The sequence below is a fragment of the Pseudomonas sp. Irchel 3E19 genome, assembly GCF_900187585.1.
GTDB lineage: Bacteria > Pseudomonadota > Gammaproteobacteria > Pseudomonadales > Pseudomonadaceae > Aquipseudomonas > Aquipseudomonas baetica.
On sequence record NZ_FYDT01000035.1, the window covers coordinates 47,082 to 69,989 of the forward strand.

General features: G+C 57.7%; 23 protein-coding genes. 9 read left to right on the forward strand and 14 right to left on the reverse strand.

What is annotated here, in order from left to right; genetic code table 11:
- Positions 1–160: 160 nt before the first annotated feature.
- From CKW18_RS20500 to CKW18_RS20525, 6 genes are all read left to right on the forward strand, one after another.
- Complete coding sequence (locus CKW18_RS20500; RefSeq protein WP_095190466.1) at positions 161–907, forward strand: amino acid ABC transporter permease; 747 nt, start codon at positions 161–163, stop codon at positions 905–907.
- Positions 907–1,578, forward strand: a complete 672-nt coding sequence (locus CKW18_RS20505) for an amino acid ABC transporter permease (protein WP_095190467.1) — start codon at positions 907–909, stop codon at positions 1,576–1,578. Before CKW18_RS20500 ends, CKW18_RS20505 begins: the two co-directional genes overlap by 1 nt.
- The gene (locus CKW18_RS20510; RefSeq protein ID WP_007916729.1) at positions 1,575–2,309 is read left to right on the forward strand and encodes an amino acid ABC transporter ATP-binding protein; all 735 of its coding nucleotides are present in this window, start codon (positions 1,575–1,577) and stop codon (positions 2,307–2,309) included. The genes CKW18_RS20505 and CKW18_RS20510 overlap by 4 nt, the downstream gene beginning before the upstream one ends.
- A gap of 177 nt (positions 2,310–2,486) precedes the next feature.
- Entirely contained in the window at positions 2,487–4,388 is a 1,902-nt protein-coding gene (locus CKW18_RS20515; RefSeq protein ID WP_095190468.1) for an ATP-binding protein, read from the forward strand.
- Positions 4,385–5,713, forward strand: coding sequence for a sigma-54 dependent transcriptional regulator (locus tag CKW18_RS20520; protein WP_095190469.1), 1,329 nt, complete (start codon positions 4,385–4,387; stop codon positions 5,711–5,713). The genes CKW18_RS20515 and CKW18_RS20520 overlap by 4 nt, the downstream gene beginning before the upstream one ends.
- Positions 5,713–6,051 carry a GlpM family protein gene (locus CKW18_RS20525; RefSeq protein WP_095190470.1) on the forward strand — a complete coding sequence of 113 codons (339 nt, stop codon included), beginning with the start codon at positions 5,713–5,715 and terminating at the stop codon, positions 6,049–6,051. Before CKW18_RS20520 ends, CKW18_RS20525 begins: the two co-directional genes overlap by 1 nt.
- Positions 6,052–6,196: 145 nt before the next feature.
- Here the strand turns inward: CKW18_RS20525 and CKW18_RS20530 are convergent, their stop codons facing one another.
- Together CKW18_RS20530 and CKW18_RS20535 are read right to left on the reverse strand one after the other, a co-directional pair.
- A complete protein-coding gene (locus CKW18_RS20530; RefSeq protein ID WP_095190471.1) occupies positions 6,197–6,865 on the reverse strand; it encodes a DsbA family oxidoreductase in 669 nt (222 codons plus the stop codon).
- 161 nt (positions 6,866–7,026) lie between these two features.
- Positions 7,027–8,061: an alpha/beta fold hydrolase gene (locus tag CKW18_RS20535; RefSeq protein WP_095190472.1), complete on the reverse strand. Its 1,035-nt coding sequence runs from the start codon at positions 8,059–8,061 to the stop codon at positions 7,027–7,029.
- 193 nt (positions 8,062–8,254) lie between these two features.
- On the opposite strand from CKW18_RS20535, the gene metR reads away from it, so the two are divergent.
- Positions 8,255–9,172 carry a transcriptional regulator MetR gene (metR, locus tag CKW18_RS20540; RefSeq protein WP_095190473.1) on the forward strand — a complete coding sequence of 306 codons (918 nt, stop codon included), beginning with the start codon at positions 8,255–8,257 and terminating at the stop codon, positions 9,170–9,172.
- A 98-nt stretch (positions 9,173–9,270) separates the two neighbouring features.
- On the opposite strand, the gene CKW18_RS20545 is transcribed toward metR, so the two are convergent.
- The 4 genes from CKW18_RS20545 to CKW18_RS20560 all read right to left on the reverse strand — a co-directional run bounded on the left by CKW18_RS20545 (position 9,271) and on the right by CKW18_RS20560 (position 11,978).
- Complete coding sequence (locus CKW18_RS20545) at positions 9,271–9,777, reverse strand: GNAT family N-acetyltransferase (RefSeq protein ID WP_095190474.1); 507 nt, start codon at positions 9,775–9,777, stop codon at positions 9,271–9,273.
- Position 9,778: 1 nt separating this feature from the next.
- Positions 9,779–10,417, reverse strand: coding sequence for a LysE family translocator (locus CKW18_RS20550; RefSeq protein ID WP_095190475.1), 639 nt, complete (start codon positions 10,415–10,417; stop codon positions 9,779–9,781).
- Between the two features lie 23 nt (positions 10,418–10,440).
- On the reverse strand, positions 10,441–10,860 hold the full coding sequence (locus CKW18_RS20555) for an NUDIX domain-containing protein (protein ID WP_095190476.1): 420 nt from the start codon (positions 10,858–10,860) through the stop codon (positions 10,441–10,443).
- 296 nt (positions 10,861–11,156) lie between these two features.
- Positions 11,157–11,978 (reverse strand): carbon-nitrogen hydrolase family protein, encoded by an 822-nt coding sequence (locus tag CKW18_RS20560; RefSeq protein WP_095190477.1) that lies wholly within the window; start codon positions 11,976–11,978, stop codon positions 11,157–11,159.
- A 124-nt stretch (positions 11,979–12,102) separates the two neighbouring features.
- Here CKW18_RS20560 and CKW18_RS20565 point away from each other — a divergent pair, with 124 nt between their 5' ends.
- On the forward strand, positions 12,103–12,903 hold the full coding sequence (locus tag CKW18_RS20565) for a LuxR C-terminal-related transcriptional regulator (RefSeq protein ID WP_095190478.1): 801 nt from the start codon (positions 12,103–12,105) through the stop codon (positions 12,901–12,903).
- Positions 12,904–13,075: 172 nt separating this feature from the next.
- Positions 13,076–14,695: an FMN-binding glutamate synthase family protein gene (locus CKW18_RS20570; RefSeq protein WP_095190479.1), complete on the forward strand. Its 1,620-nt coding sequence runs from the start codon at positions 13,076–13,078 to the stop codon at positions 14,693–14,695.
- Between the two features lie 68 nt (positions 14,696–14,763).
- Here CKW18_RS20570 and CKW18_RS20575 read toward each other — a convergent pair whose 3' ends face one another.
- From CKW18_RS20575 to CKW18_RS30645, 8 genes are all read right to left on the reverse strand, one after another.
- Positions 14,764–16,152 carry a glycosyltransferase family 39 protein gene (locus CKW18_RS20575; protein ID WP_170947291.1) on the reverse strand — a complete coding sequence of 463 codons (1,389 nt, stop codon included), beginning with the start codon at positions 16,150–16,152 and terminating at the stop codon, positions 14,764–14,766.
- A 140-nt stretch (positions 16,153–16,292) separates the two neighbouring features.
- A complete protein-coding gene (locus CKW18_RS20580; RefSeq protein WP_095190481.1) occupies positions 16,293–17,684 on the reverse strand; it encodes a glycosyltransferase family 39 protein in 1,392 nt (463 codons plus the stop codon).
- 13 nt (positions 17,685–17,697) lie between these two features.
- Positions 17,698–18,654 carry a lysylphosphatidylglycerol synthase transmembrane domain-containing protein gene (locus CKW18_RS20585; protein WP_095190482.1) on the reverse strand — a complete coding sequence of 319 codons (957 nt, stop codon included), beginning with the start codon at positions 18,652–18,654 and terminating at the stop codon, positions 17,698–17,700.
- A complete protein-coding gene (locus CKW18_RS20590) occupies positions 18,651–19,391 on the reverse strand; it encodes an SDR family oxidoreductase (protein ID WP_095190483.1) in 741 nt (246 codons plus the stop codon). Before CKW18_RS20590 ends, CKW18_RS20585 begins: the two co-directional genes overlap by 4 nt.
- Complete coding sequence (locus tag CKW18_RS20595; protein WP_095190484.1) at positions 19,388–20,704, reverse strand: FAD-binding oxidoreductase; 1,317 nt, start codon at positions 20,702–20,704, stop codon at positions 19,388–19,390. The genes CKW18_RS20590 and CKW18_RS20595 overlap by 4 nt, the downstream gene beginning before the upstream one ends.
- Complete coding sequence (locus CKW18_RS20600; protein ID WP_256587040.1) at positions 20,701–22,125, reverse strand: UbiA family prenyltransferase; 1,425 nt, start codon at positions 22,123–22,125, stop codon at positions 20,701–20,703. Before CKW18_RS20600 ends, CKW18_RS20595 begins: the two co-directional genes overlap by 4 nt.
- A 41-nt stretch (positions 22,126–22,166) precedes the next feature.
- A complete protein-coding gene (locus CKW18_RS20605) occupies positions 22,167–22,529 on the reverse strand; it encodes a GtrA family protein (RefSeq protein ID WP_095190489.1) in 363 nt (120 codons plus the stop codon).
- A gap of 157 nt (positions 22,530–22,686) precedes the next feature.
- A partial coding sequence (locus tag CKW18_RS30645) for a hypothetical protein (protein WP_170947292.1) occupies positions 22,687–22,908 on the reverse strand: 222 nt, incomplete at its 5' end.

Sequence of the window (22,908 nt, forward strand, 5' to 3'; positions counted from 1 at the left end):
CGCCGCCCTTTCAGGAGTTTGTCACTCCCTGCTGCACTTTTTGGAAACACTCGAACCGGTGGCTGTCGAGCCGATCGCGTGTGCCTGATCTACACGATCAGAGGGAACGGAGTTTCCCGGGCGGGCACTTGTACATTGATCGAATCGAGGGGAGACCCTAATGAATTACAACTGGGACTGGGGCGTGTTCTTCAAGTCCACCGGCGTGGGCAGCGAGACCTATCTCGACTGGTTCATCTCCGGGCTGGGCTGGACCATCGCCATCGCCATCGTGGCCTGGATCATCGCCCTGCTGCTGGGCTCGATACTGGGTGTCATGCGTACTGTGCCGAACCGCATCGTGTCGGGCATCGCCACCTGCTACGTCGAACTCTTCCGTAACGTGCCGCTGCTGGTTCAGCTGTTCATCTGGTACTTCCTGGTGCCCGACTTGCTGCCGGCGGATCTGCAGGAGTGGTACAAGCAGGATCTGAACCCGACCACCTCGGCTTACCTGAGTGTTGTCGTGTGCCTGGGTCTGTTCACCGCCGCCCGTGTCTGCGAACAGGTACGCACCGGTATCCAGGCGCTGCCACGCGGCCAGGAATCGGCGGCCCGCGCCATGGGTTTCAAGCTGCCGCAGATCTACTGGAACGTGCTGCTGCCCCAGGCCTACCGGATCATCATTCCGCCGCTTACCTCGGAATTCCTGAACGTCTTCAAGAACTCCTCCGTGGCTTCGCTGATCGGTTTGATGGAGCTGCTCGCGCAGACCAAACAGACCGCCGAGTTCTCGGCCAACCTGTTCGAAGCGTTCACCCTGGCGACCCTGATCTACTTCACCCTGAACATGAGCCTCATGCTGCTGATGCGCGTGGTCGAGAAGAAAGTCGCCGTGCCCGGCCTGATCTCCGTGGGGGGTAAATAATGGAATTCGATTTCAGTGGCATCGTCCCGGCCATTCCCGGTTTGTGGAACGGCATGGTGATGACCCTCAAGCTGATGGCCATGGGCGTGGTGGGCGGGATCATTCTCGGCACCATCCTTGCGCTGTGCCGGCTGTCGCATAACAAACTGCTGTCCAACGTTGCCGGCGCGTACGTCAACTATTTCCGTTCGATCCCGCTGCTGCTGGTGATCACCTGGTTCTATCTGGCGGTGCCGTTCGTGCTGCGCTGGATCACCGGCGAAGACACCCCGATCGGTGCGTTCACCTCGTGCATCGTGGCGTTCATGATGTTCGAAGCGGCGTACTTCTGCGAAATCGTCCGGGCCGGCGTGCAGTCGATTCCCAAAGGCCAGATGGGTGCTGCGCAAGCGCTGGGCATGAGCTACGGCCAGATGATGCGTCTGATCATCCTGCCGCAGGCCTTTCGCAAGATGACCCCGCTGCTGCTGCAGCAGAGCATCATTCTGTTCCAGGACACCTCGCTGGTTTACACCGTGGGCCTGGTGGATTTCCTCAACGCCTCCCGCGCCAGCGGCGACATCATTGGTCGTTCCAATGAGTTCCTGATTTTCGCCGGTGTCGTGTACTTCATCATCAGCTTTGCCGCCTCGCTGCTGGTCAAGCGTCTGCAAAAAAGGTTCGCCGTATGATCTCTATCAAAAACATCAACAAGTGGTATGGGGACTTCCAGGTGCTGACTGATTGCAGCACCGAGGTCAAAAAAGGCGAAGTGATCGTGGTCTGCGGCCCGTCGGGTTCCGGCAAATCGACCCTGATCAAGTGCGTCAACGCGCTGGAGCCGTTCCAGAAAGGCGACATCGTCGTCGACGGCACTTCGATTGCCGACCCGAAGACCAACCTGCCGAAACTGCGTTCGCGCGTGGGCATGGTGTTCCAGCATTTCGAACTGTTCCCGCACCTGACCATCACCGAAAACCTGACCATCGCGCAGATCAAGGTGTTGGGCCGCAGCAAGGAAGAGGCGACCAAGAAAGGTCTGCAACTGCTTGAGCGTGTAGGTCTGTCTGCTCACGCCCACAAGCACCCGGGCCAATTGTCCGGCGGTCAGCAACAGCGTGTGGCGATTGCCCGTGCGCTGGCGATGGACCCGATCGTCATGCTGTTCGACGAACCGACCTCGGCGCTCGACCCGGAAATGGTCAACGAAGTGCTCGACGTGATGGTGCAACTGGCCCACGAAGGCATGACCATGATGTGCGTGACCCACGAAATGGGCTTCGCCCGCAAAGTGGCGGACCGGGTGATCTTCATGGACGCCGGCAAGATCATCGAAGACTGCCCGAAAGAGGAGTTCTTCGGCGACATCAGCGCCCGCTCCGAACGCGCGCAGCACTTCCTCGAGAAAATCCTGCAGCACTAAAAGCAACACACCCGCCGGGGCATTGCTCCTTCCCTGTGGGAGCGAGCCTGCTCGCGAAGAGGCCATTACATTCAGCCTGGATGTTGAATGTCAGTCCGCTTTCGCGAGCAGGCTCGCTCCCACAAGGGCCGGCGTTGCCCTCGCAACAAGTGTGGTGGTTGACCCAAGGCATCTGTGATGAAATGCGACCCCAATCTCTATCGCGCAGCGCCGCCATCACTTGCCGTGAAGCCCCGTCTGATTCGCCATCTGTTCCTGCCGCCGCTGGTCATCGCCCTGATGATCGGTCTGGGTTTTGTCGGCTTCTGGACCAGTGAACATTTCGGTATCCGCAGCCTCGGCGAGAACGGCCAGCGCCAGCTGGAACTGCACGCCCGTGCGGTCGAGAGCGAGATCAGCAAATACACCTATCTGCCCAGCCTGCTGGAACTGGAAACCAGTGTCCCGCAACTGCTGACCGACCCGACCCCGGAACACCGGCAAACGGTCAACGAATACCTTGAAGGCCTGAACCGGCGCAGCCGCAGTCGGGCCATCTACGTGATGGACACCACCGGCCGCGTCATGGCCACCAGCAACTGGCGCGATGTCGACAGTTACCTGGGGGAAGACCTGTCCTTCCGCGCCTACTTTCAAAAAGCCGTGCGTGGCGAACCGGGCCGGTTCTACGGGATCGGCAGCACCAACGGCGAACCCGGTTACTACCTGGCCCATGGCCTGGAAGAACACGGCAAGATCGTCGGCGTCGCCGTGGTCAAAGTGCGTCTGGAAGCCATGGAAGAACGCTGGCAGCGGGCGCGCCTCGAAGCCTTCGTCAGCGACGAAAACGGCATCATCATTCTCTCCAGCGATCCGGCCCGGCGCCTGAAATCGGTGATTGCGCTGAGTGACGAGATCAAGGAAAAACTCGCCCGCAGCCTGCAGTACTACTGGTTCCCGCTCAATGAACTGCAACCGCTGGCCCGAGAAACACTCTCCGAAGGCGTAGAAAAACTCACCTTCCCGGCCAACAGCGAAGTGCATTCCGGCGAAGACGACATCAGCTATCTGGCGCAGACCCGGCCGTTGAGCGATACGCCGTGGAATTTCACCCTGCTGACGCCGTTGCAGGATCTGCGTCGCGAGGCCATCAATCAGGGGATTCTGGTGGCCGTGGCGTTTGCGCTGGTGGCGTTCCTGCTGATCGCCTGGAACGAGCGACGCAAGGTCATCGCCACGCGCCTCGCCGCCCGCGAAGCCTTGCAGGAAGCCAACAATCAACTGGAGCGTCGGATTACCGAACGCACCGCCGACCTGCGTGCGAGCAATGAGCGCCTCAAGAGCCAGATCCGCGAACGCCGGCAGGCCGAAGAAACCTTGCGCCGCGCTCAGGATGAACTGGTGCAGGCCGGCAAACTCGCCGCCATCGGCCAGATGTCGACCAGCATCGCCCACGAATTGAACCAGCCACTGGCGGCGATGCGCACGCTGTCGGGCAATACCGTGCGCTTTCTGGAGCGTGGTCAACTGGATGTCGCCAGCACCAACCTCAAGACCATCAACGACCTGATCGACCGCATGGGCCGAATCACCGCGAGCCTGCGCTCGTTTGCCCGGCGCGGTGACAATCAGGGCCAGGCCAGCCTCGGCAAAGCCGTGGACGCCGCACTGCAATTGCTCGGCGCCCGTCTGGAAAACCCGGCACTGCAACTGCACCGACAATTCATCGATGTGCAGTTGCACATCGACCAGACCCGCCTCGAACAGATTCTGGTCAACCTGATCGGCAACGCCCTCGACGCCATGCAGGCACAACCGCTGCCGCAACTGTGGCTGGAGGGTGAGGAATTCAACGGCAAATATCGCCTGCGGGTGCGCGACAACGGCCATGGTGTCGACGCCGAAGCACGTAAGCATCTGTTCGAACCGTTCTTCACCACCAAGCCCGGCGAGCAAGGCCTGGGTCTGGGCCTGACCCTCTCGGCCAGCCTCGCCGCTGCCACCGGCGGCCACCTGGGTGTCGAACACCCAGGCGGTGGTGGCACCACCTTCGTCCTCAGTTTACCGTTGGTAAGCCCTACTCCTGCCGAGCCAATATGAATCACGACCTTAGTGTGCTGATCGTCGAAGACGACCCCCATGTGTTGCTCGGCTGCCAGCAAGCGCTGACGCTGGAAGACATTCCCTGCATCGGCGTCGGCAGTGCCGAAGAAGCGCTGGAGCGCGTCGGCGACAACTTTGCCGGCATCGTCATCAGCGACATTCGTCTGCCCGGCATCGATGGCCTGGAACTGCTGACCCGCCTCAAGCAACGCGACCGCAGCTTGCCCGTGGTGTTGATCACCGGCCACGGCGACATCTCCATGGCCGTCGGCGCAATGCAGAAAGGCGCCTACGACTTCATGGAAAAACCGTTCTCGCCGGAGCGTCTGGTGGACGTTGCACGCCGCGCGCTGGAGCAACGCAGCCTGGCGCGCGAAGTCTCGTCGTTGCGTCGGCAACTGGCTGAGCGTGATTCCCTTGAAGGGCGGATCATCGGGCGCTCGCCAGCCATGCAGAAGCTGCGCGAACTGATCGCCAACGTCGCCGACACCTCGGCCAACGTGTTGATCGAAGGCGAGACCGGTACCGGCAAAGAACTGGTCGCCCGTTGTCTGCACGATTTCAGCCGCCGTCACAGCAAACAATTCGTTGCGCTGAACTGCGGCGGCCTGCCGGAAAACCTTTTTGAAAGCGAGATTTTCGGCCACGAAGCCAACGCCTTCACCGGCGCAGGCAAACGCCGCATCGGCAAGATCGAACACGCCGACGGTGGCACGCTGTTCCTCGACGAAGTGGAAAGCATGCCGCTGCCATTGCAGATCAAATTGCTGCGGGTGTTGCAGGAACGCACCCTCGAACGCCTCGGTTCGAACCAGAGCGTGGCGGTGGATTGCCGGGTGATCGCAGCCACCAAATCCGATCTCGACGAGTCGAGCAAGGCCGGCGAATTCCGTAGCGACCTGTATTACCGCCTCAACGTGGTAACGCTGGAATTGCCGCCATTGCGCGAACGCCGCGAAGATATCCTGCAACTGTTCGAACACTTCACCCAGCAGTCGGCGCTGCGCTTTGACCGTGCAATGCCGGAACTGGATAACCAGACGCTGTCACACCTGATGAGCCACGACTGGCCGGGCAACGTGCGTGAACTGCGCAACGTCGCCGAGCGCTTCGCCCTCGGCCTGCCAGCCTTCAAAAAATCCGGCGCGGGCAGCGCGGGCCAGGGCCTGGCGTTTGCCGAAGCGGTGGAAGCCTTCGAGCGCAACCTGCTCAGCGATGCCCTGCAACGCAGCGGCGGCAACCTGACCCAGGCCAGCCTGGAACTGGGTATGGCCAAAACCACACTGTTCGACAAAGTTAAAAAATACGGGTTGAGCCACTGATGGATCTGCTACTCAAAGCTGCACTCGGCGCCGCCGTGGTGGTGATACTGGCGGCGCTGGCCAAGACCAAAAACTACTACATCGCAGGTTTGGTGCCGCTGTTTCCGACCTTTGCCTTGATCGCGCATTACATCGTCGGCAAGGGGCGTTCGATTGACGATTTGAAGACCACCATCGTGTTCGGGATGTGGTCAATCATTCCGTATTTTGTGTACCTGGCGACGTTGTATGTGATGGTCGACCGAATGCGCCTGGAGGCTTCGCTGGCGGTGGCGGCGGTGGCGTGGTTGATGGCGGCGACCGTACTGGTGACGGTTTGGGTCCGCATTCACTCGTGACCACTCCCCCTGGAGCTGCCGCAGGCGGCGATCTTTTGATCTTGTCTTGATCATGCTCCGCGTTTTAATGGGACGCAGAGCGTCCGGGGCTGCATTCCCACGCAAAGCGTGGGAACGATCAAGATCAAAACCACACGGCGGGCGATTAGCGACTGACAGTGCCGCCCTTGGCTTCGGCCATGATCTGCCGAATCGCCCCGACAAACGTCTCCACCGGTTGGCCCCCAGTCACCGCGTATTGACCGTTGAAGACCACCGTCGGCACTGAACTCACCCCGCGTTGCAGCCACACCTGCTCTTCTTCACGCACCTCATCAGTAAATTCGTCCGAGGCCAGAATCGCCGCGGCCCGCTGGCGATCCAGCCCGACGCTTTCAGCTATCTGCACCAACTGCGCGTGATCCGAGGGGTTGCCGCCATCGGTGAAATACGCTTTGAACAGCGCCTCCTTCAGCGGCAATTGCACACCTTCCAGCCCCGCCCAATGCAGCAAACGGTGCGCATCGAAGGTGTTGTAGATGCGGCTGTTGCCATCGGTGCGAAAGGCAAATCCGAGTTCGGCGCCACGGGCGCGAATGGCCTCGCGATTCTTCTGCGATTGCTCCGGCGTCGAGCCGTACTTCTCTTGAATGTGTTCAGCGATGTTCTGGCCCTCGGCGCCCATCTTCGGATTCAACTCGAACGGTTGAAAATGGATCTCGGCCTGCACCTCGTTACGCAGGATTTCCAGTGCCTGCTGCAAGCCACGCAGCCCCACCACGCACCAGGGGCAGGAGACGTCGCTGACAAAGTCGATTTTCAGAGTGGAGTTCATGAACCACCTCGCGCCGCAAAACCCAGACGATACACCTGTCCGGTCTTGCGGCGACAGTGATGACCCCTTCGGGAGCAAGCCCCCTCCCACTTGGCAATGCGTTCCCCTGTGGGAGGGGGCTTGCTCCCGAAGGGGCCAGTACAGACACCGCGAAACCTCAGCTACAAGAGATTCCCGCCCGCCACCGGCTCAATCTGCGCCCAGTGCGAAGTGTCCTCACGATGCGCCTGCAAGTACGGCAACACCGCCGCCAGCAACGGTTCCTTGAACGCTTCCTGAAAACGGTGCGCCAGCCCCGGGATCAGTTTCAACTGACTGCCACGAATATGTGCCGCCAGGTGCACGCCATGCATCACCGGCAGTAACGGATCGGCCGTGCCGTGCACCACCAGCGTCGGCACGCGCAACTGGTTGAGCAACGCCACCCGGCTCGGTTCGGCGAGGATCGCCATGATCTGGCGTTTCACGCCTTCGGGATTGAAGGCTCGGTCATAGGAAGCAGCAGCCTGTTGCAGCAACGCCTGGCGATCATCGCTGACCGCCGGGCTGCCCAGCGCCGCCAGCAGATCGGCCTGCTGTTCCAGCGCCACTTGACGGTTCGGCGCGCCACGGCGCGACAACAATTGCACCAACGCCGCACTCGGCGCCGGCAAGCCTTCGGCCCCGGAAGTGGTCATGATCAGGGTCAGGCTCTCGACCCGTTGCGGCGCCATGGCCGCCATGTGCTGGGCGATCATCCCGCCCATGCTGGCACCCAGTACATGGAACTGTTCGACGTGCAGCGCACTCATCAACCCCAATGCGTCATCGGCCATGTCCGTCAGGCTGTACGGCGCCGATACCGGTAAACCAAGTTTGTAGCGCAGCACTTCAAACGTCAGGTTGGCCTCGACCGGCGCCTGACGCCAGGTCGACAAACCGACATCGCGATTGTCGTAGCGAATCACCCGGAAGCCTTGCTGACACAGCGCGACCACCACTTCGTCCGGCCAGTGAATCAATTGCCCGCCCAGGCCCATCACCAGCAACAACGCCGGGTCCGACGCCCGACCGATGCTCTGGTAAGCGATGCTGACTTGCTGCAGATCGACGTGCTCGGTCGGCACATTGACATCGCAGCGCGGCGCGGAGAATGACGGCGCCGCGAACAAAAGCGCGGCCAACATGGCCGCGATTGATAAAAAAGCCTTATGCATGAAAAACACCGAAACGCAGAACCCCAGTAGAGCGCGAGTCTGATGAACTTTGTTCAAGCGCGCTGCCACAGTTGCATGACAGTTTGATGAAGAGTGCCGAGCGGTCGTGACGGGCCACGGTCGACAGGTCGCGCAACATGAGACAAACTCACCAGTATTGCCTTATCCACAAATTTTACTCATGGAGCCTGCGGTGCTTGAGATCCGTCACCTGAAAACCCTGCACGCCCTGCGCGAAGCCGACAGCCTGGTGGATGCCGCCGACCGCCTGCACCTGACCCAATCGGCGCTGTCCCACCAATTCAAGGAGCTCGAAGAACGGTTGGGGATGCCGTTGTTCGTGCGCAAGACCAAACCGGTGCGCTTCACCAGCGCCGGCCTGCGCCTGCTGCAACTGGCCGACGCGACCCTGCCGCTGCTGCGCGCCGCCGAGCGTGACATCAGCCGTCTCGCGGGTGGGACGGCCGGGCGTCTGCACATGGCGATCGAGTGCCACAGTTGCTTCCAGTGGCTGATGCCGACCATCGACCAGTTCCGCGATGCCTGGCCGGAAGTCGAACTCGACCTCGCTTCAGGCTTTTCGTTTGCGCCACTGCCGGCGCTGGCCCGTGGCGATCTGGACCTGGTGGTCACCTCTGATCCACTGGAAATTGCCGGCATCACGTATGTGCCGCTATTCACCTATGAAGCCATGCTTGCGGTCGCCAACCAGCACGCGCTGGCGAGCAAACCGTACATCGTCCCGGAAGACTTGCTGACCGAAACCCTGATCACCTACCCGGTGGAGCGGGATCGGCTGGACATCTTCACGCGCTTCCTCGAACCGGCCGACATCGAACCGGCACAAGTACGCACCTCGGAACTGACAGTGATGATGATGCAACTGGTCGCCAGCGGCCGTGGCGTCTGCGGCATGCCGCACTGGGCACTGCATGAATACAGCTCGCGCGGTTACGTCAAAGCCAAGCGGCTGGGTGAAAAAGGCCTGTTTGCGACGTTGTACGCGGCGATTCGGGCGGACATGCTCGATGCGCCGTACATGCGCGATTTCCTGCTGACGGCCAAGGACACATCGTTCTCGACCCTGGATGGCGTCAGCGCGGTGCGCTGACAATCCAGATCAACAGATCGCAGCCTGCGGCAGCCCCAACAGATTTGCGGATACGCACGCCCTGTGTAGGAGCGGCCGCAGGCTGCGATCTTTTGCTCTTATGCGTGGGAGAGTTCACGCCACATGTGGATCTTGTCGAAGTAATCTTCACCCACCCGCACGGCCAAAGGTTCGAGGCCGAACTGGATGAAGCCGCAGCGTTGGTAGAGCTTGAACGCGGCGTCGTTGCCGGCCGTGACGGTCAACTGGATGAGTTTCAGCTCCGGGTGGTTTTGAGCTTCGCTCACAGCTGCCTGCACCAGCTCGAAGCCTAATCCGTGCTGACGAAAATCAGCCGACACGTACATACCAAACAGCGTTGCCTTGTGCCTGGCCTTCTCTCGCGGTTCGAACGCCAGGCCGACGATGCCTGCCAATCTGCCGTCTGCAAACGCGCCGAGCACCACGTCGAGTTTGCTGGTCAATCGGCCTTCCCACCAACTCAGCGGCATCACTGCCCGCTCACGCACGCTGGAGGTGAACGCCTGAGGATGACGGTCGTAGGCTTCGAGCATCAGCTCGCGGTAGGCCAGGGCATGGCTGGCGTCCAGCCGTTCGATCCACATCTCAAGCGCCTCGCCGCGGTTCAAGCATCAACCGCACGGCCAGACCGCCGAGCACCATGCCCATGAAATAACGCTGCAGCGCCAGCCACGTCGGGTTGCGCACAAACCACGAAGCAATGCCTGCCGCGAACAGCGCAATCAGCAAATTGACGCAAAAACTGACGCTGATCTGGGTCAGGCCAAGGATGATGCTTTGGGTGAACACCGAGCCATGTTCGGGTGTGATGAATTGCGGAAACACCGAGAGGTAGAACACCGCAATTTTCGGGTTCAGGGCGCTGGTAAGAAAGCCCATGGTGATCAGTTTGCGTGATGAATCCGGCGGCAATTGCTGCGCTTCGAACGGCGAACGTGCGCCGGGTTTCACCGCTTGCCAGGCCAGCCACAGCAGGTACAGCGCACCGGCCCACTTCAACACTTCATAAGCCATCGGCACGGCGAGAAACACCGCAGTCAAACCGGCCGCCGCCGCGAACATATGCACAAAGAAACCGGCCACCACGCCGAGCAAGGATGTCACCCCGGCCTTGCGCCCCTGACAGATCGAACGCGAGATCAGGTAGATCATGTTCGGCCCCGGCGTCAGCACCATCAGCAACGCGGCGGCGGCGAAGATCAGCAGGTCTTGAAGCGGGATCATGGCAAAGTCCTTTGCGTGGATGATCAAGCGATGGCGGTGAGCGAGGCTCGATAAAACGGCAGGATCAGGTCGCGTGTCAATGGCGCCAGTTCGACATCGCCGTCGGTGGCCGGGTCGATCCAGATCACTTCTTCGATTTCAGCCGCCGGGGAGACGCTGCTGTCGATGCTCAGTTGAAAGATTTCAGCCTGAACAATGAATCCCGGTTCGTTGGCAGCAGGCGCGCAGAACTGCCCGAGGAAAGTCGCCTGCGTGGGGTCGATCTCCAGCCCCAGCTCTTCCTCCAGCTCACGGGCCAGCGCCTGCACCGGCCACTCATGCGCCTCGATCTTGCCGCCCGGTTGCATGAACGCTGTGGTGCCGCGCTTGCGCACCAACAAGGTCTGGCCATCGGCGTTGAGCAACAGGGCGGCGGCGATACGGAGGGTGGAAGAACCTGGCATACGAAAAACCCTTGGCGCAAAAGCCGCAAGCATCACACGCGCCAAGCCGAACGCCAACCCCGAGCAGGAAAGCGAATCAGGAGGCTTCCTGGAAATCCATTTCCGGCGGCTGGCGACGGAAACCGTGTTTCGTTGTTTTTTTGTGTTCAACGATGTGCGTCGTCTAGACGGGCCTCTTCGCGGGCAAGCCCGCTCACACAGGGATTTGGGGTGTACATCACATTTGTATCCACCACGGACACTGTGGGAGCGGGCTTGCCCGCGAAGGCGTCAGCCCGAGCGACGCAAAATCCGGATCAGCGCGTAGGAATCAGCAACTCGCGCAATCCACAGACGTAGTCCACCACTTCCCCCGGCAACGTCAGGCGCTGATCATCCAGATAGCGGTAATCCTTGCGCGCTATCTCCAACTGGCTGAAATCCAGCTCAACCGTGAACTGCCCTTCCTCACGCCCCGCCTCGAACAGCAACGTCCCCAGCGGATCGACCAGCGCGCTGCCGCCGGCAAACATCAAGCCGTCATCCCCCGCCTCCACGCGATTGACCATCAGCGCAAACGCCTGATTCTCCTGGGCACGTGCGGTGATCGCCGTGCGATGAGTCGATGCGTAGGGGTCCATGTTGCCGTTGGTGACGATCAGCAACTCGGCGCCCAGTTGCGCCAAGGCGCGGGCAGTTTCCGGGAACTCGATGTCGTAGCAGATCAGCAGCCCCACCCGCACACCGTTCCACAGGCAAGTGGCAAAACGGTCACCCGCCTCGAACACACCTCGATCCGAAGCCCACAAATGCGTCTTGCGGTATTTCAGGGCGATGCCGTCGGGGGTGATCAGCAGCGTGGTGTTGTAGAACCGGCCGTTGTCGTTTTCGGCCATGCCGATCACCACGGCGATGTTGCGTTCGCGAGCCGCTGCCAGCACGGCGCTGACGGTCGGGCCGTCCACCGCTTCGGATGTCTGCGCAACAGTGTCGGCGGTGGGGAAGCCCATCAGGTGGGTTTCCGGGAATACGATCAGTTGCGTGTCGGCCGCGCACGCGGCAATCGCGGCGAGGGCGCGCTGAAGGTTGTACGCGGTGCCATTGTCACGGCCCGCCAGTTGGGCGAGTTCGACTTTCATCAGGAGTCCTTGTTCTCTTGGTCGGGCGCTGAAGGATTGCCCGGTGGCTGTCTGTGGGCCAGTATGCTCAGCTGCGACCGGTCGGGGAATCACGCGGCCGGGGTAACCCGATAGGGGTAGATCGATGACACTTTCGTTGGACGACATCACCTGGCACCGCGCCGTCGGGCAACTGATCGATGCGCTGGACAAGCCCAATTTCTGGGCGCAACTGGTGCGCCTGCTCGACCAGTACGTGCCGTTCGATAGCTGGGTCGCACTGCTGTTCAGCGCCGACCAACACCCGCAGGTCTTTGCCGAATGCCCCGGCGAAGACGGCAGCCCTGACCCGTTGTTTCAGGATTACCTGCGCGGCCTGTACCTGCTCGACCCGTTCTACATCGCCTGCCGCGAGCAATCGCGCACCGGGCTGTATCGCCTCTGGGAAGTGGCACCGGAGCATTTCGAGCTGACCGAGTATTACCAGCGATACTTTCGTCTGAATGTGGTCGCCGACGAAATCCAGTTCAATTGCCAACTCGAAGGCGAGCGCACGTTGTGCCTGTCACTGGGCAGTGAAAAACCTTTCACTGGCGAGCAGATCGCTTTGCTGTCATTGATCCAGCCGTGGGTATTGGGCCTGTTGCGCCAGCGCCTGCCGTACGAGATCAACGAGACCGTGGCCCTCTCGGCGTCACCCGCCCCCACAGATTGGCGCGTGCAACTGGAGGCCTCGGTGCAACAACTCAAGGGCGCGCAACTGACCGCCCGGGAACTGGACGTCGGCCGCTTGATGCTCAGCGGTTGCTCCAGCAAAGAAATCGCCCGTAAGCTGGAAATCTCCGTAGAAACCGTGAAAGTCCATAAGAAACACATGTACAGCAAGCTGGGGATCAAGTCCCAGTCCGAGCTGTTTTCGATTTTTCTCCAGGCACAAAACGCCTGAACATTTAGTGGAGAGGCTTTTTGTGGGAGCGAGCCTGCTCGCGATGGCGTCGTATCAGACAATAATTTCTCTACTGACAGGCCGCTATCGCGAGCAGGCTCGCTCCCACAGGGATTTTGCCCATCCCCTGGTCCCTCGCTGAAAACAACTGAGTCCGAACCAAGGAAACCGTATGAGCCTGTCACTCCTGAGCCGCTACGCCTTCTTTGCCGTCTGCGTGATGTTCACCCTCGCCAGCCTGCCTTTTCTCGAACACGACTGGCTGTGGCCAATCACTGCGGTGACCGGCGTGTTGAGCCTGATCGGTGTGTTCGACCTGCTGCAGAGCCCCCACGCGGTGCGGCGCAATTACCCGATCCTGGGCAACATCCGTTATCTGGTCGAAGGCATCCGCCCGGAGATCCGCCAATACCTGCTCGAATCCGACAGCGATGCCCTGCCCTTCTCCCGTGCCCAGCGCTCGCTGGTGTATTCGCGGGCGAAAAATGAAAGCGCCGACAAACCGTTCGGCACGCTGATCGATGTCTACCAATCCGGATTTGAGTTCATCGGCCATTCGATGCGCCCGGCGCCATTGAGCGACCCGAGCAGTTTCCGCGTCACCGTTGGCGGCCCGCAGTGCACCCAGCCGTACTCGGCCTCGGTGTTCAATATCTCGGCGATGAGCTTCGGCTCGCTCAGCGCCAACGCCATCCGTGCGTTGAACCAGGGCGCGAAACTCGGCAACTTTGCCCACGACACCGGCGAAGGCAGCATCAGCCCGTATCACCGCGAACACGGCGGCGACCTGACTTGGGAGCTGGGCAGCGGCTATTTCGGTTGCCGCACCAGCGATGGCCGCTTCGACCCGGAACGCTTTGCCGCGCAGGCGCAGAACCCGCAAGTGCGGATGATCGAAATCAAGATGAGCCAGGGCGCCAAACCCGGTCACGGCGGCATTCTGCCCAAGCACAAAGTCACCCGGGAAATCGCTGAAACCCGCGGCATCATGATGGGTGAAGACTGCGTCTCGCCGTCACGTCACAGCGCCTTTTCCACGCCGCTGGAAATGATGCAGTTCATCCAGCAACTGCGTGAACTGTCCGGTGGCAAACCGGTGGGTTTCAAGTTCTGCCTCGGTCATCCGTGGGAGTTCATGGGCATCGCCAAGGCCATGCTGGAGACCGGCATTCTCCCGGACTTCATCGTCGTCGACGGCAAGGAAGGCGGCACCGGCGCCGCCCCCGTGGAGTTCACCGACCACATCGGCGTACCGATGCGCGAAGGCTTGCTGTTCGTACACAACACGCTGGTCGGTCTGAACCTGCGCGACAAGATCAAACTTGGCGCCAGCGGCAAGATCGTCAGCGCCTTCGACATTGCCAGCGTGCTGGCCATCGGCGCCGACTGGGCCAACTCCGCACGCGGTTTCATGTTCGCCATCGGCTGCATCCAGTCGCAAAGCTGCCACACCAATAAATGCCCGACGGGCGTTGCCACTCAGGACGCCTTGCGTCAACGCGCACTGGTGGTGCCGGATAAGGCCCAGCGCGTGTTCAGCTTCCATCGCAATACGCTAAAAGCACTGGCGGAAATGCTCGCCGCTGCCGGGCTGGAACATCCCTCGCAACTGTCGGCCAAGCATCTGGTACGACGCATGTCGGCGACCGAGATCAAGCTGTTCTCGCAGTTGCATGTGTTTTTGAAACCGGGGGAATTGCTCACCGGGGAAGTGAACGGCGAGTTCTATTCGCGGATGTGGCAGATGGCCCGGGCGGATAGTTTTGAGCCAAGCGAGGTGGTGGCGGCTTAATCCAAGACCATTGCCAACTTCAAGGTGAGGTTGGCAATGGCTCTCTCGCCTGTCTTGAAAATCCCCCGTTACCCCCCCGCTGCAGTCCCGTCGCATTGAATGGCGCCGTGCACTTTGTAAACTATCAGTGCCGTATCCGCATACTTTTGATTTGAAGAGATTTCCACATCGAAGCGGGATTGATAGTCCTTATTCATGGCCATATTCCACATATCGACCACATAAAAACAAACAGGCGTCTTATTTGTTTTCATTCTAGCCTCGATAGACTCAAGACTTCCCACCGCAATGGGGTAACCCAACACCTTAAAATAAGCCGATATCAATTCAGGATATGGCGAGTAAACAGGCATCGTCCCCTGATCACGTTTTATTTTGGAAACCGGAGATCTTATATCGTGACCAATCCTGAACGATCTTAAATCCGGAGATGAATAGAGTTGAGTAAAAGACATAACAAACACAAAAACCAAAACAACGCATCTACAAAAACCATTTCGCACCAAATCAATACCATAAGCCGTCAACAAAATGACTACCGGCAGAAAAACAATCATATTCTTGAATGTCAGTATCGGTATATAAAACACAGATCTGACATAAGCAATGACAATGCCAAGCCCCCACCACAACAAGAGCAGCGCCATCGCATCCCGGCGATCATCTCGCCGCATAAGATCAGCTAGACCACACACTAAAAAGAAAATATAGACCAAGGCCAGCAGTCCCCGCCCAATCTGAGTCATGAATACTTCTACAAAAAAATCATCTTCAGGTCTTGTTATCCAATTAACATTGCGCGACCAATTATCAAGTATGTAAAAAACACTCGAAACAAGCGACATCGCAATCAACAACCCTGCAATACCCCCCATGCCAAGAAGCTTTTTTTTCATTCCACTTCTGAATGAAAAGTATAGCAGCAGTACGGCTTGAGCCATCACAGGAAATACGCCGAAGTAATGCGTATTGACCAGCATCGAACCTGTCAGCGCATAGAGAATCACACCCTTCAGATTCTTTTTTTCAATTAAATCAACAAATGCAATAAACGACACAATCACTAACAGTACCAGTAACTGATAGGATCGACCGTCCTGAGAAAGAGAAATCAGGAAAAAATTCACAGACACCAGAAAACCAGCATAGATCCCGACCCAGGCACTAAACAACTTCTCACCCAGATAGAACATAGCGGGAATAACCGAAACCCCTATCACAACTGAAAAATAGCGACTGGTAAGTTCAGCATACCCAAACAGCTTAAAAACCAGCCACAACACTATTTGATAAAAAGGTGGGTGAACATCTTCAACGGTTTTGTGAAAGACCGTTGCCAAATCATTATCGGGATCACTAAAAGACAGACTGTATAACTCATCCATCCACAGTCCTTTATCAGAAAGGCCGTAGAGCCTCAGGCCAGCGCCCAAGAAGATCAATCCCGACAACAACATGTATATGTTCCATGATCCTTTCCTTTTATTAAAATTCATGTTCTCCTCCCTGAGTTCATCTACACTTCAAAAATTATCTGAGCGGTGCTCATTTACCGAAGAGTCACTTTTTGGCCCTGACTCTCCAGCGTTGCTGGCATCTAATTATTCGGGTTAGATCGATATTCGTTGATTGATGAATCGCCAAAACTGGAAAACTTTGCGAGATGGAATCCATATTTATTCATTTCATCCTCTGGCGGCGCGGGTGTCCAATGAGCCGAGATAACGAATAAATTGCCAGAGCGATTTCGAGACATCAAGTCACTTTCCATCTCCGCCAATGACCTTATTTTAAGTTTCATACCCAAAACCTTTGCATATCCCTGCATTTCATTCGGCCAAGTAGAGTAAACCAGACAACCAGAACAATTCTCACCCATATTTTTAATAACCACGCGCATTTGGCTAGAGGAATGATCATTTTGCTTATGGAACGGCACAATCGAAAAAATGCCAATTAGCACCACTACACACCAGTACATGACTCGATCCTTGACAAGACTGATACAAAACGCCAACAGCATTAACAATGGGGGAAGCAAACCAATCATATTTCTATCTGTCAGCACCGGCTGAAACCATATCGATCTCACATATGGAACGACGATACAGACACAACCCCAGACAAACAGAACTCTCATAGTGTCTCTTCGACGGTTGTCGCCTACCAAATTAACACCCCCAATTATCATCAATACTGCAAGTACTCCTGATAGCGCGAGATTATTAAAATAACCGTTGAAAAGATTCAGAAAAAAATCGTCTGGAGGTTGCTTTATCCAAGAATCACGTTTTTCCAGATTCTCCCACAGATAAAAGACCCCAGGCAGAACCGTTAAAAAAACGAAGAAACCGCTCAAAAAAAACTTAAAACATAACTTCCTATCGAAGCATGCTTTGCTTCCCATACAAAAAAAAAGCAACACTTGAGCCATAACCGCTAAATACCCGAAATAATGAGTATTGACCAACATTGCCACGACCACTGTATACAAAAAAATATTACGCACAGTAGACTTATTAAAAGCAGCAATAAAAAAAATAAACGAAAGCGTAACAAGCAACACCAGAAGTGCGTAGGACCGTGTTTCTTGAGAGTAATATACAAAAAAATAATTAATCGCTGTCAGCCACGCCGAAATGAGACCTACCTGTTTATCAAATAACTGTCGCGCCAGGCAGAACATACAAGGAATCAACAACACACCAAAAACGGCTGATAGATACCTGCCGGACATTTCCGCATAACCAAAAACCTTGTAATGCAACCATAAAACAATTTGATAGAACGCCGGATGAACATCCTTCATGGTATGCCGATAAACCTCCATAGCACTACTGTCGGGGTCGCTTGTTGCGACACTAAATGCTTCATCCAGCCAAAGTCCGCCACCTCCAATATTACGTAACCTCAAATAGCATCCAAAAATTACTGCCGCGGTCAGCGACAAATAAATCAACCAATTTTTTCTATTCTTTTCACCGCTCATTCCTAGCCTCACTCTAGTATCCAACCTGCGACTTCTGTTGCCCCATCAAGAAGACAGCCCCCAACCCCACCGCCAACCACAACGTCACCAACCGCAACGAAACCGTCGCCGCAATCGCATCCGGCAATGCCACGCTGCCCGATACCAGCAAAGCCACCATCACCGCTTCGGCACTGCCCAACCCGCCAGGCATGAAACTCATGGCACCGGCTAACATGGCAACGGCATAAATGAACATCGCGGACGTCAGAGGCACATCCGCACCCATGGCATTGAGAATCCAGTAAAACGCCAGCGCTTCCAGCCCCCAGGCCAGAACACTCAAAAGCGTCGCGCCAATCTGGCGGCGTGGGGTGTGGCAACTGTGGGAGTGGTGCAACACTTGAACGACATGACGCAACAAACGGGGAAACCAACCGTTCCTTTGATCGCCCCGTCGATCAAGAGCACCGACAAGTGCTGGTCGGGATACCAGCAATACACCGCACGCCAACAGCACCAGACAGGCGATGATCATCGACAGCCATTCGGGATGCCCGCTCAATCCGAACAAAGCCAGCGCCACCATCGCCAGAAAATCCGACAGCCGCTCACTGAACAGCGCGGCGAAACTATGCACATAAGGCACATCCCAACGCTTGAGCAAAACCCCGCGCAGCGCTTCGCCAGCCTTGCCGGGGGTGGTGGTCAGGGCGAATCCTGCCAAGTAAATTTTCAGACTTGGCCACCACGGCAGCGGATGACGCAGGGCATTGAGATAAACCTGCCAGCGCAAAAAACGCAGACCGTAACCGAGTAGCACCAGCCCGACGATTTGCCCACCCGTCCACCACCCCACTCGAGTGACTGCCGCGCTCACGGCCGGCCACCCGCCCCACAGGGAAATGGCCAGATACGCGAGGGCGGAGCACATCACTGAACCGATCAGAACCCGATAGCGCCACCCGGAGAACATCAGCGACTGGGTCATAGATTCAGCCTCTTGAAAATCGGCTGCGGTATGGCCCGAATCAACCACATGATCCACGCCCAGAACCCCGGTACATAAAGCACCGCGACCTTGCGTTCGATACCCGAGACGATTTGTCGGGCGACACTATCAGGTTGCGCAACCAACAAGGCCGGCAGCGCCAGCCCACGGGTCATCGGCGTATCGACAAAACCGGGTTTGATGGTGATTACATGCACACCCGACTTGTACAAGCGTGCACGCAAACCTTCGCAGAACGTGGAAACCGCGGCTTTGGCCGCGCCATACACATAATTGGAAGGACGCCCGCGATCTCCGGCAACCGAAGAGATAACGGCCAGCGTACCGTGGCGCTGGACAGCCATCCGGTTAGCCAACAGCGTCAACAGAGCAATCACTGAACTGCCGTTGTTGGCGAATTCCCTTACAGCCACCTCAACGCTTTGTTCGCACTCGCATTGATTCGGCAAGGAGCCGTAGGCAATCAGACAGATGTCTACCGTCTGCAACGCCGCCATACAGCTCTCCAGCATGACGGCGTGTTCGGCGGCGTCACTGATGTCCATCACATACGGTGTCACCGAGCTCGCACCTCGGGCCTGCAGATCGGTGCAGGTTTGCTGCAGCTTTTGCCCATCCCGGGCGACGAGAAAAAACTCGCTCCGTTCAGCCGCCCAGAGTCGCGCGCAGGCGCTGGCAATGGCCGAGGTGGCGCCCACAATCAATATTTTTTTCATCGCAGAACTCGCTGCCAGAAACGGGAAATCAGGGCCGGGTCGCGCAGTGCTTCCACTTGCTCCCAGGCGGGATAGGCTCGGCGAAAATCACTGCCGCTCATGTGGGCGTCTTTGGCCGGGTACAAACGGCCATGCGCTTCGCGGACGATGGCATCGAGACGCGGCAGCAGTTTTTCCGTCAGAGCATTGTTCTGCGGGAAATCCAGTGCCAGTGAGGTGCCCGACATTGGAAAGGACAGCAGCCCAGGGGAAGCCATATCGCCACAACGTTTGAGCACCGCGAGAAAAGAGCCGGTACCGCTGCGGGCAATAGCTTTGAGAAGTTCGGCCAATGCCGCCTGCGCCACCGCGCTTGGCAATACACACTGAAACTGCTGGAAGCCTTTGCGCCCGTAAATCCGGTTCCAGTGTTCGATACAATCCAGCGGATAGAAAAACGGGCTGTAGGCGACCGTCTGACATTGTCGGGTCGCCGGTTGCCGCTTCCAGTAGTGACGATTGAACAGTTTCAAAGTGAGCGGATTGATCAGCGATACCGGCGGCCGAATCGGCATGTGCAGCGAACGCGGGACTGCGGCCTGAAGCGCACCCGTTTCACGATGATCCCCGGCGGTGAAGACTCCGCGCCCTTGCGCACTGCCTCGGGCCAGACAATCGATCCACGCGACGCTGTATTCGTGCCGGGCATCCAGTTCAGCGGACAAGGCAAAGAAGTCATTCAGGCAGTCAAAGCGCACCCGCGTGGTGTCGATCAGACTGGACTGGATCTTGCGCAGGCGGATCTTCACCCAACTGATGACACCTGTCAGGCCCAAGCCACCCAGGGTAGCGGCAAACCACTGGGGATTCTCCGTCGGGGAGCAGACCATCGGAGGTTGCATGGATCGGTGTAACCCAAAACTCACCACCGAATGGGCAAACGTGCCGCATCGGTGATGGTTCTTGCCGTGCACATCATTGGCTACGGCACCGCCCAGCGTGACATGCCGCGTCCCGGGCGTGACCTGTAAAAACCAGCCCTGCGGGATAGCCAGTTGCAAAACCTCGCCCAAGGTCACTCCAGCCTCGGCGCAGATCTCACCGTTCTCCCAGTCAGCCTCGATGAAGCGACTCAAGGGACGTAACTGCAACACATGATCACTGACAGCCAGACAACAGTCGCCATAGCTGCGGCCATTACCGAACGGCAACGTTGTGCCGTGGGTTTCGATCAACTGCTGCCACTGTGTCGCCACTTCAGGTTGCCAGTGGCAGGGATGGCCGGTTTGCGGGGTACGGGGATAGGCTCCCCATGAGGTCAGCAAAGACTTCATGCCGCCACCCAGAAAATCAGGCAGAACAACACGCCCATCCCCAGACTCAAGCGATCACGCAGTGCGAACACCACCGGGTCGTCATTCATTCGGCCGCGGTGGGTCAGCAGCCAGATCCGGGTGATCCACAGCAGCAACACAGGGCAGGCAAGCCAGATCCATCGAGGATGTGCATAGAGCGCAGTGGTCGCGCTGTCATGGATGTACAGCGCCAGCACCATGACGGTGAGATAACCGGATGCAGCGCCCAATGATGAGAGCATGGCCAGATCGGCGGGAAAGTAATCCCGGCCACCGGTTTTCCCGGTGATGCCACTGTGCAGCGCGACCAACAGTTCGGCATAGCGTTTGACCAGCGCCAGACTCAAAAACATGAACATGGAGAAGGCCAGCATCCAGCCAGTCAATTCCAGTTCAAAAGCGGTGCCACCGGCAATAATGCGCAAGGTGTACAGCAGCGCCAGCGTAATCACATCGAGCGCCATCAGCCGCTTCAACACCAGTGAATAAACCAGTGTCAGCACGTAATAGCAGGCGAGCACCGCCACGAATGACCGAGGCAGCCAAATCCAGGCGCCCGTGAAGGACACCAGCAAAAGCAAAGGAAAAACCATCAACCCGGACTTGATCGACAAAGAGCCACTGGCGAAGGGTCGATGACGCTTGTTTGGATGCTTGCGATCATCGGCAAGATCGAGCAGGTCATTGAGGACGTAGACACCCGATGCACACAACCCGAAAAACACGAAAGCCAGCACGCCGTGCCAAAGCTGCAGCGGATTGGCCAGTTGATGGGCGGCGAGCAGAGGGACAAAAATCAACGCATTCTTCACCCATTGATGAATGCGCAAGGCTTTGTACCAACTCCTCAATGTCGTCGCGTCAGAGCGGATCACCTGAACAACGTTGCCCAAGTGCCGAATGGCAAGCGCAACGCCCGGTAACGGATTGACGACAAAGGCCTGCCTGGCCGAGCGCCATATCGGCAGATCGTCAGATGAATTACCGACGTAGTCGAATCCTCCCTCGCCATACGACGTCACCAGAACATCACGTTTGTGCGTCCCTGACAGGTTTCGCTCAAGGGTCGTCCCCAAAACCTCATCGAATACCTGAAGGTGCTCGGCAATGCGCACTGCCAATGAGTAGTGGCTGGCCGTGGCGAGGACTATTTTTCGGCCGCTGTTGCGTTGCGCCTCAATCATCAAGAGCACGTCGGGATCGTAGGGCAAGGTCGCAACGTCGATGTCCGTCGATTGCGCCAATTGCTCTTTCAAATACGCTTTGCCGTGAGTGAGCCAGGCCAGCGGTTTCAGACATTGCAAAGGCTTGCTGCGCACAAAGGCCATGGCGCATTCGAACAGCAGATCGGACTTGAGCAGGGTGCCGTCCAGATCGACCACGAAGGGTTGTGAAGTCACGCAAGACTCGGACGCTGGCGGGCAATCAGTCACTGATACGTTCATGTGCGACGCACCCGAAACAGTACAAACCGGAAAAAGCAGTATCCCAACAAAGTATTCATCAGCGAAAAAACAGCCACCGTCACCAAGCCAGGAAGATGACGGGCATCGGCAATCACGCCCACGCCGAAACTCAACACGCCCATCACGACGGTAAACATCAGGTAGAAGAACACCGACGTTTCTCGCTCGAACGTGTAAAGCGCGTTTACATAAAACGAGAACGATGCGGCCACGCAGAACGCCGCAAAATTGCTGGCAGCCTGATCGAGACCGACTGCGGTACAGAGCACGAAAAATATTTGCCAGTGGATAAGCGCATCGGCCACCCCGATCACGCTGGTTGCAGAGAATCCCTTCATAACCATGCTGCCCTTTCCGTTTGGCGGGCTTTCAAGCTAGGCCATCGCGGCGAGCCGGTCTACTGTCAGAAATCACAGGTAGGCGGTTGATTCCGACGAACGGTCATGCCTGCTTTACCCGTGCAGCGACCGGGCATCTTCCCAAAAAAAAGGTTCTTCACGGAATCCCGGGAAACACAGAAACAAGAACGCCGATTTGCTTGATGATGTTCGTGCGAGCAAACACATCTAACAAACCGGCGTTCTTATGCGCGATATTAATACTTTCCTTCCTTTTTGGGAGGGCTTTTCTGTCGTCACGATCAAGCCTGATGGTGATGCCCTCCAGATCGATCTTACACCCCACGCCACCCGATTCCCTTCCTGTGGTGGGTGCCAA

Bases quoted from the DNA above. Each gene is read 5' to 3' on its own strand.
- CKW18_RS20515 (WP_095190468.1), top strand. From the start codon at position 2,487: ATGAAATGCGACCCCAATCTCTATCGCGCAGCGCCGCCATCACTTGCC.
- CKW18_RS20570 (WP_095190479.1), top strand. From the start codon at position 13,076: ATGAGCCTGTCACTCCTGAGCCGCTACGCCTTCTTTGCCGTCTGCGTG.
- CKW18_RS20510 (WP_007916729.1), top strand. From the start codon at position 1,575: ATGATCTCTATCAAAAACATCAACAAGTGGTATGGGGACTTCCAGGTG.
- CKW18_RS20505 (WP_095190467.1), top strand. From the start codon at position 907: ATGGAATTCGATTTCAGTGGCATCGTCCCGGCCATTCCCGGTTTGTGG.
- CKW18_RS20555 (WP_095190476.1), bottom strand. From the start codon at position 10,860: ATGCCAGGTTCTTCCACCCTCCGTATCGCCGCCGCCCTGTTGCTCAAC.
- CKW18_RS20535 (WP_095190472.1), bottom strand. From the start codon at position 8,061: ATGCATAAGGCTTTTTTATCAATCGCGGCCATGTTGGCCGCGCTTTTG.
- CKW18_RS20565 (WP_095190478.1), top strand. From the start codon at position 12,103: ATGACACTTTCGTTGGACGACATCACCTGGCACCGCGCCGTCGGGCAA.
- CKW18_RS20525 (WP_095190470.1), top strand. From the start codon at position 5,713: ATGGATCTGCTACTCAAAGCTGCACTCGGCGCCGCCGTGGTGGTGATA.
- CKW18_RS20520 (WP_095190469.1), top strand. From the start codon at position 4,385: ATGAATCACGACCTTAGTGTGCTGATCGTCGAAGACGACCCCCATGTG.
- CKW18_RS20500 (WP_095190466.1), top strand. From the start codon at position 161: ATGAATTACAACTGGGACTGGGGCGTGTTCTTCAAGTCCACCGGCGTG.
- CKW18_RS20530 (WP_095190471.1), bottom strand. From the start codon at position 6,865: ATGAACTCCACTCTGAAAATCGACTTTGTCAGCGACGTCTCCTGCCCC.
- CKW18_RS20605 (WP_095190489.1), bottom strand. From the start codon at position 22,529: ATGAAGGGATTCTCTGCAACCAGCGTGATCGGGGTGGCCGATGCGCTT.
- CKW18_RS20545 (WP_095190474.1), bottom strand. From the start codon at position 9,777: ATGTGGATCGAACGGCTGGACGCCAGCCATGCCCTGGCCTACCGCGAG.
- CKW18_RS20585 (WP_095190482.1), bottom strand. From the start codon at position 18,654: ATGACCCAGTCGCTGATGTTCTCCGGGTGGCGCTATCGGGTTCTGATC.
- CKW18_RS20595 (WP_095190484.1), bottom strand. From the start codon at position 20,704: ATGAAGTCTTTGCTGACCTCATGGGGAGCCTATCCCCGTACCCCGCAA.
- CKW18_RS20580 (WP_095190481.1), bottom strand. From the start codon at position 17,684: ATGAGCGGTGAAAAGAATAGAAAAAATTGGTTGATTTATTTGTCGCTG.
- CKW18_RS20575 (WP_170947291.1), bottom strand. From the start codon at position 16,152: ATGTTGTTGTCGGGATTGATCTTCTTGGGCGCTGGCCTGAGGCTCTAC.
- CKW18_RS20550 (WP_095190475.1), bottom strand. From the start codon at position 10,417: ATGATCCCGCTTCAAGACCTGCTGATCTTCGCCGCCGCCGCGTTGCTG.
- CKW18_RS20560 (WP_095190477.1), bottom strand. From the start codon at position 11,978: ATGAAAGTCGAACTCGCCCAACTGGCGGGCCGTGACAATGGCACCGCG.
- CKW18_RS20590 (WP_095190483.1), bottom strand. From the start codon at position 19,391: ATGAAAAAAATATTGATTGTGGGCGCCACCTCGGCCATTGCCAGCGCC.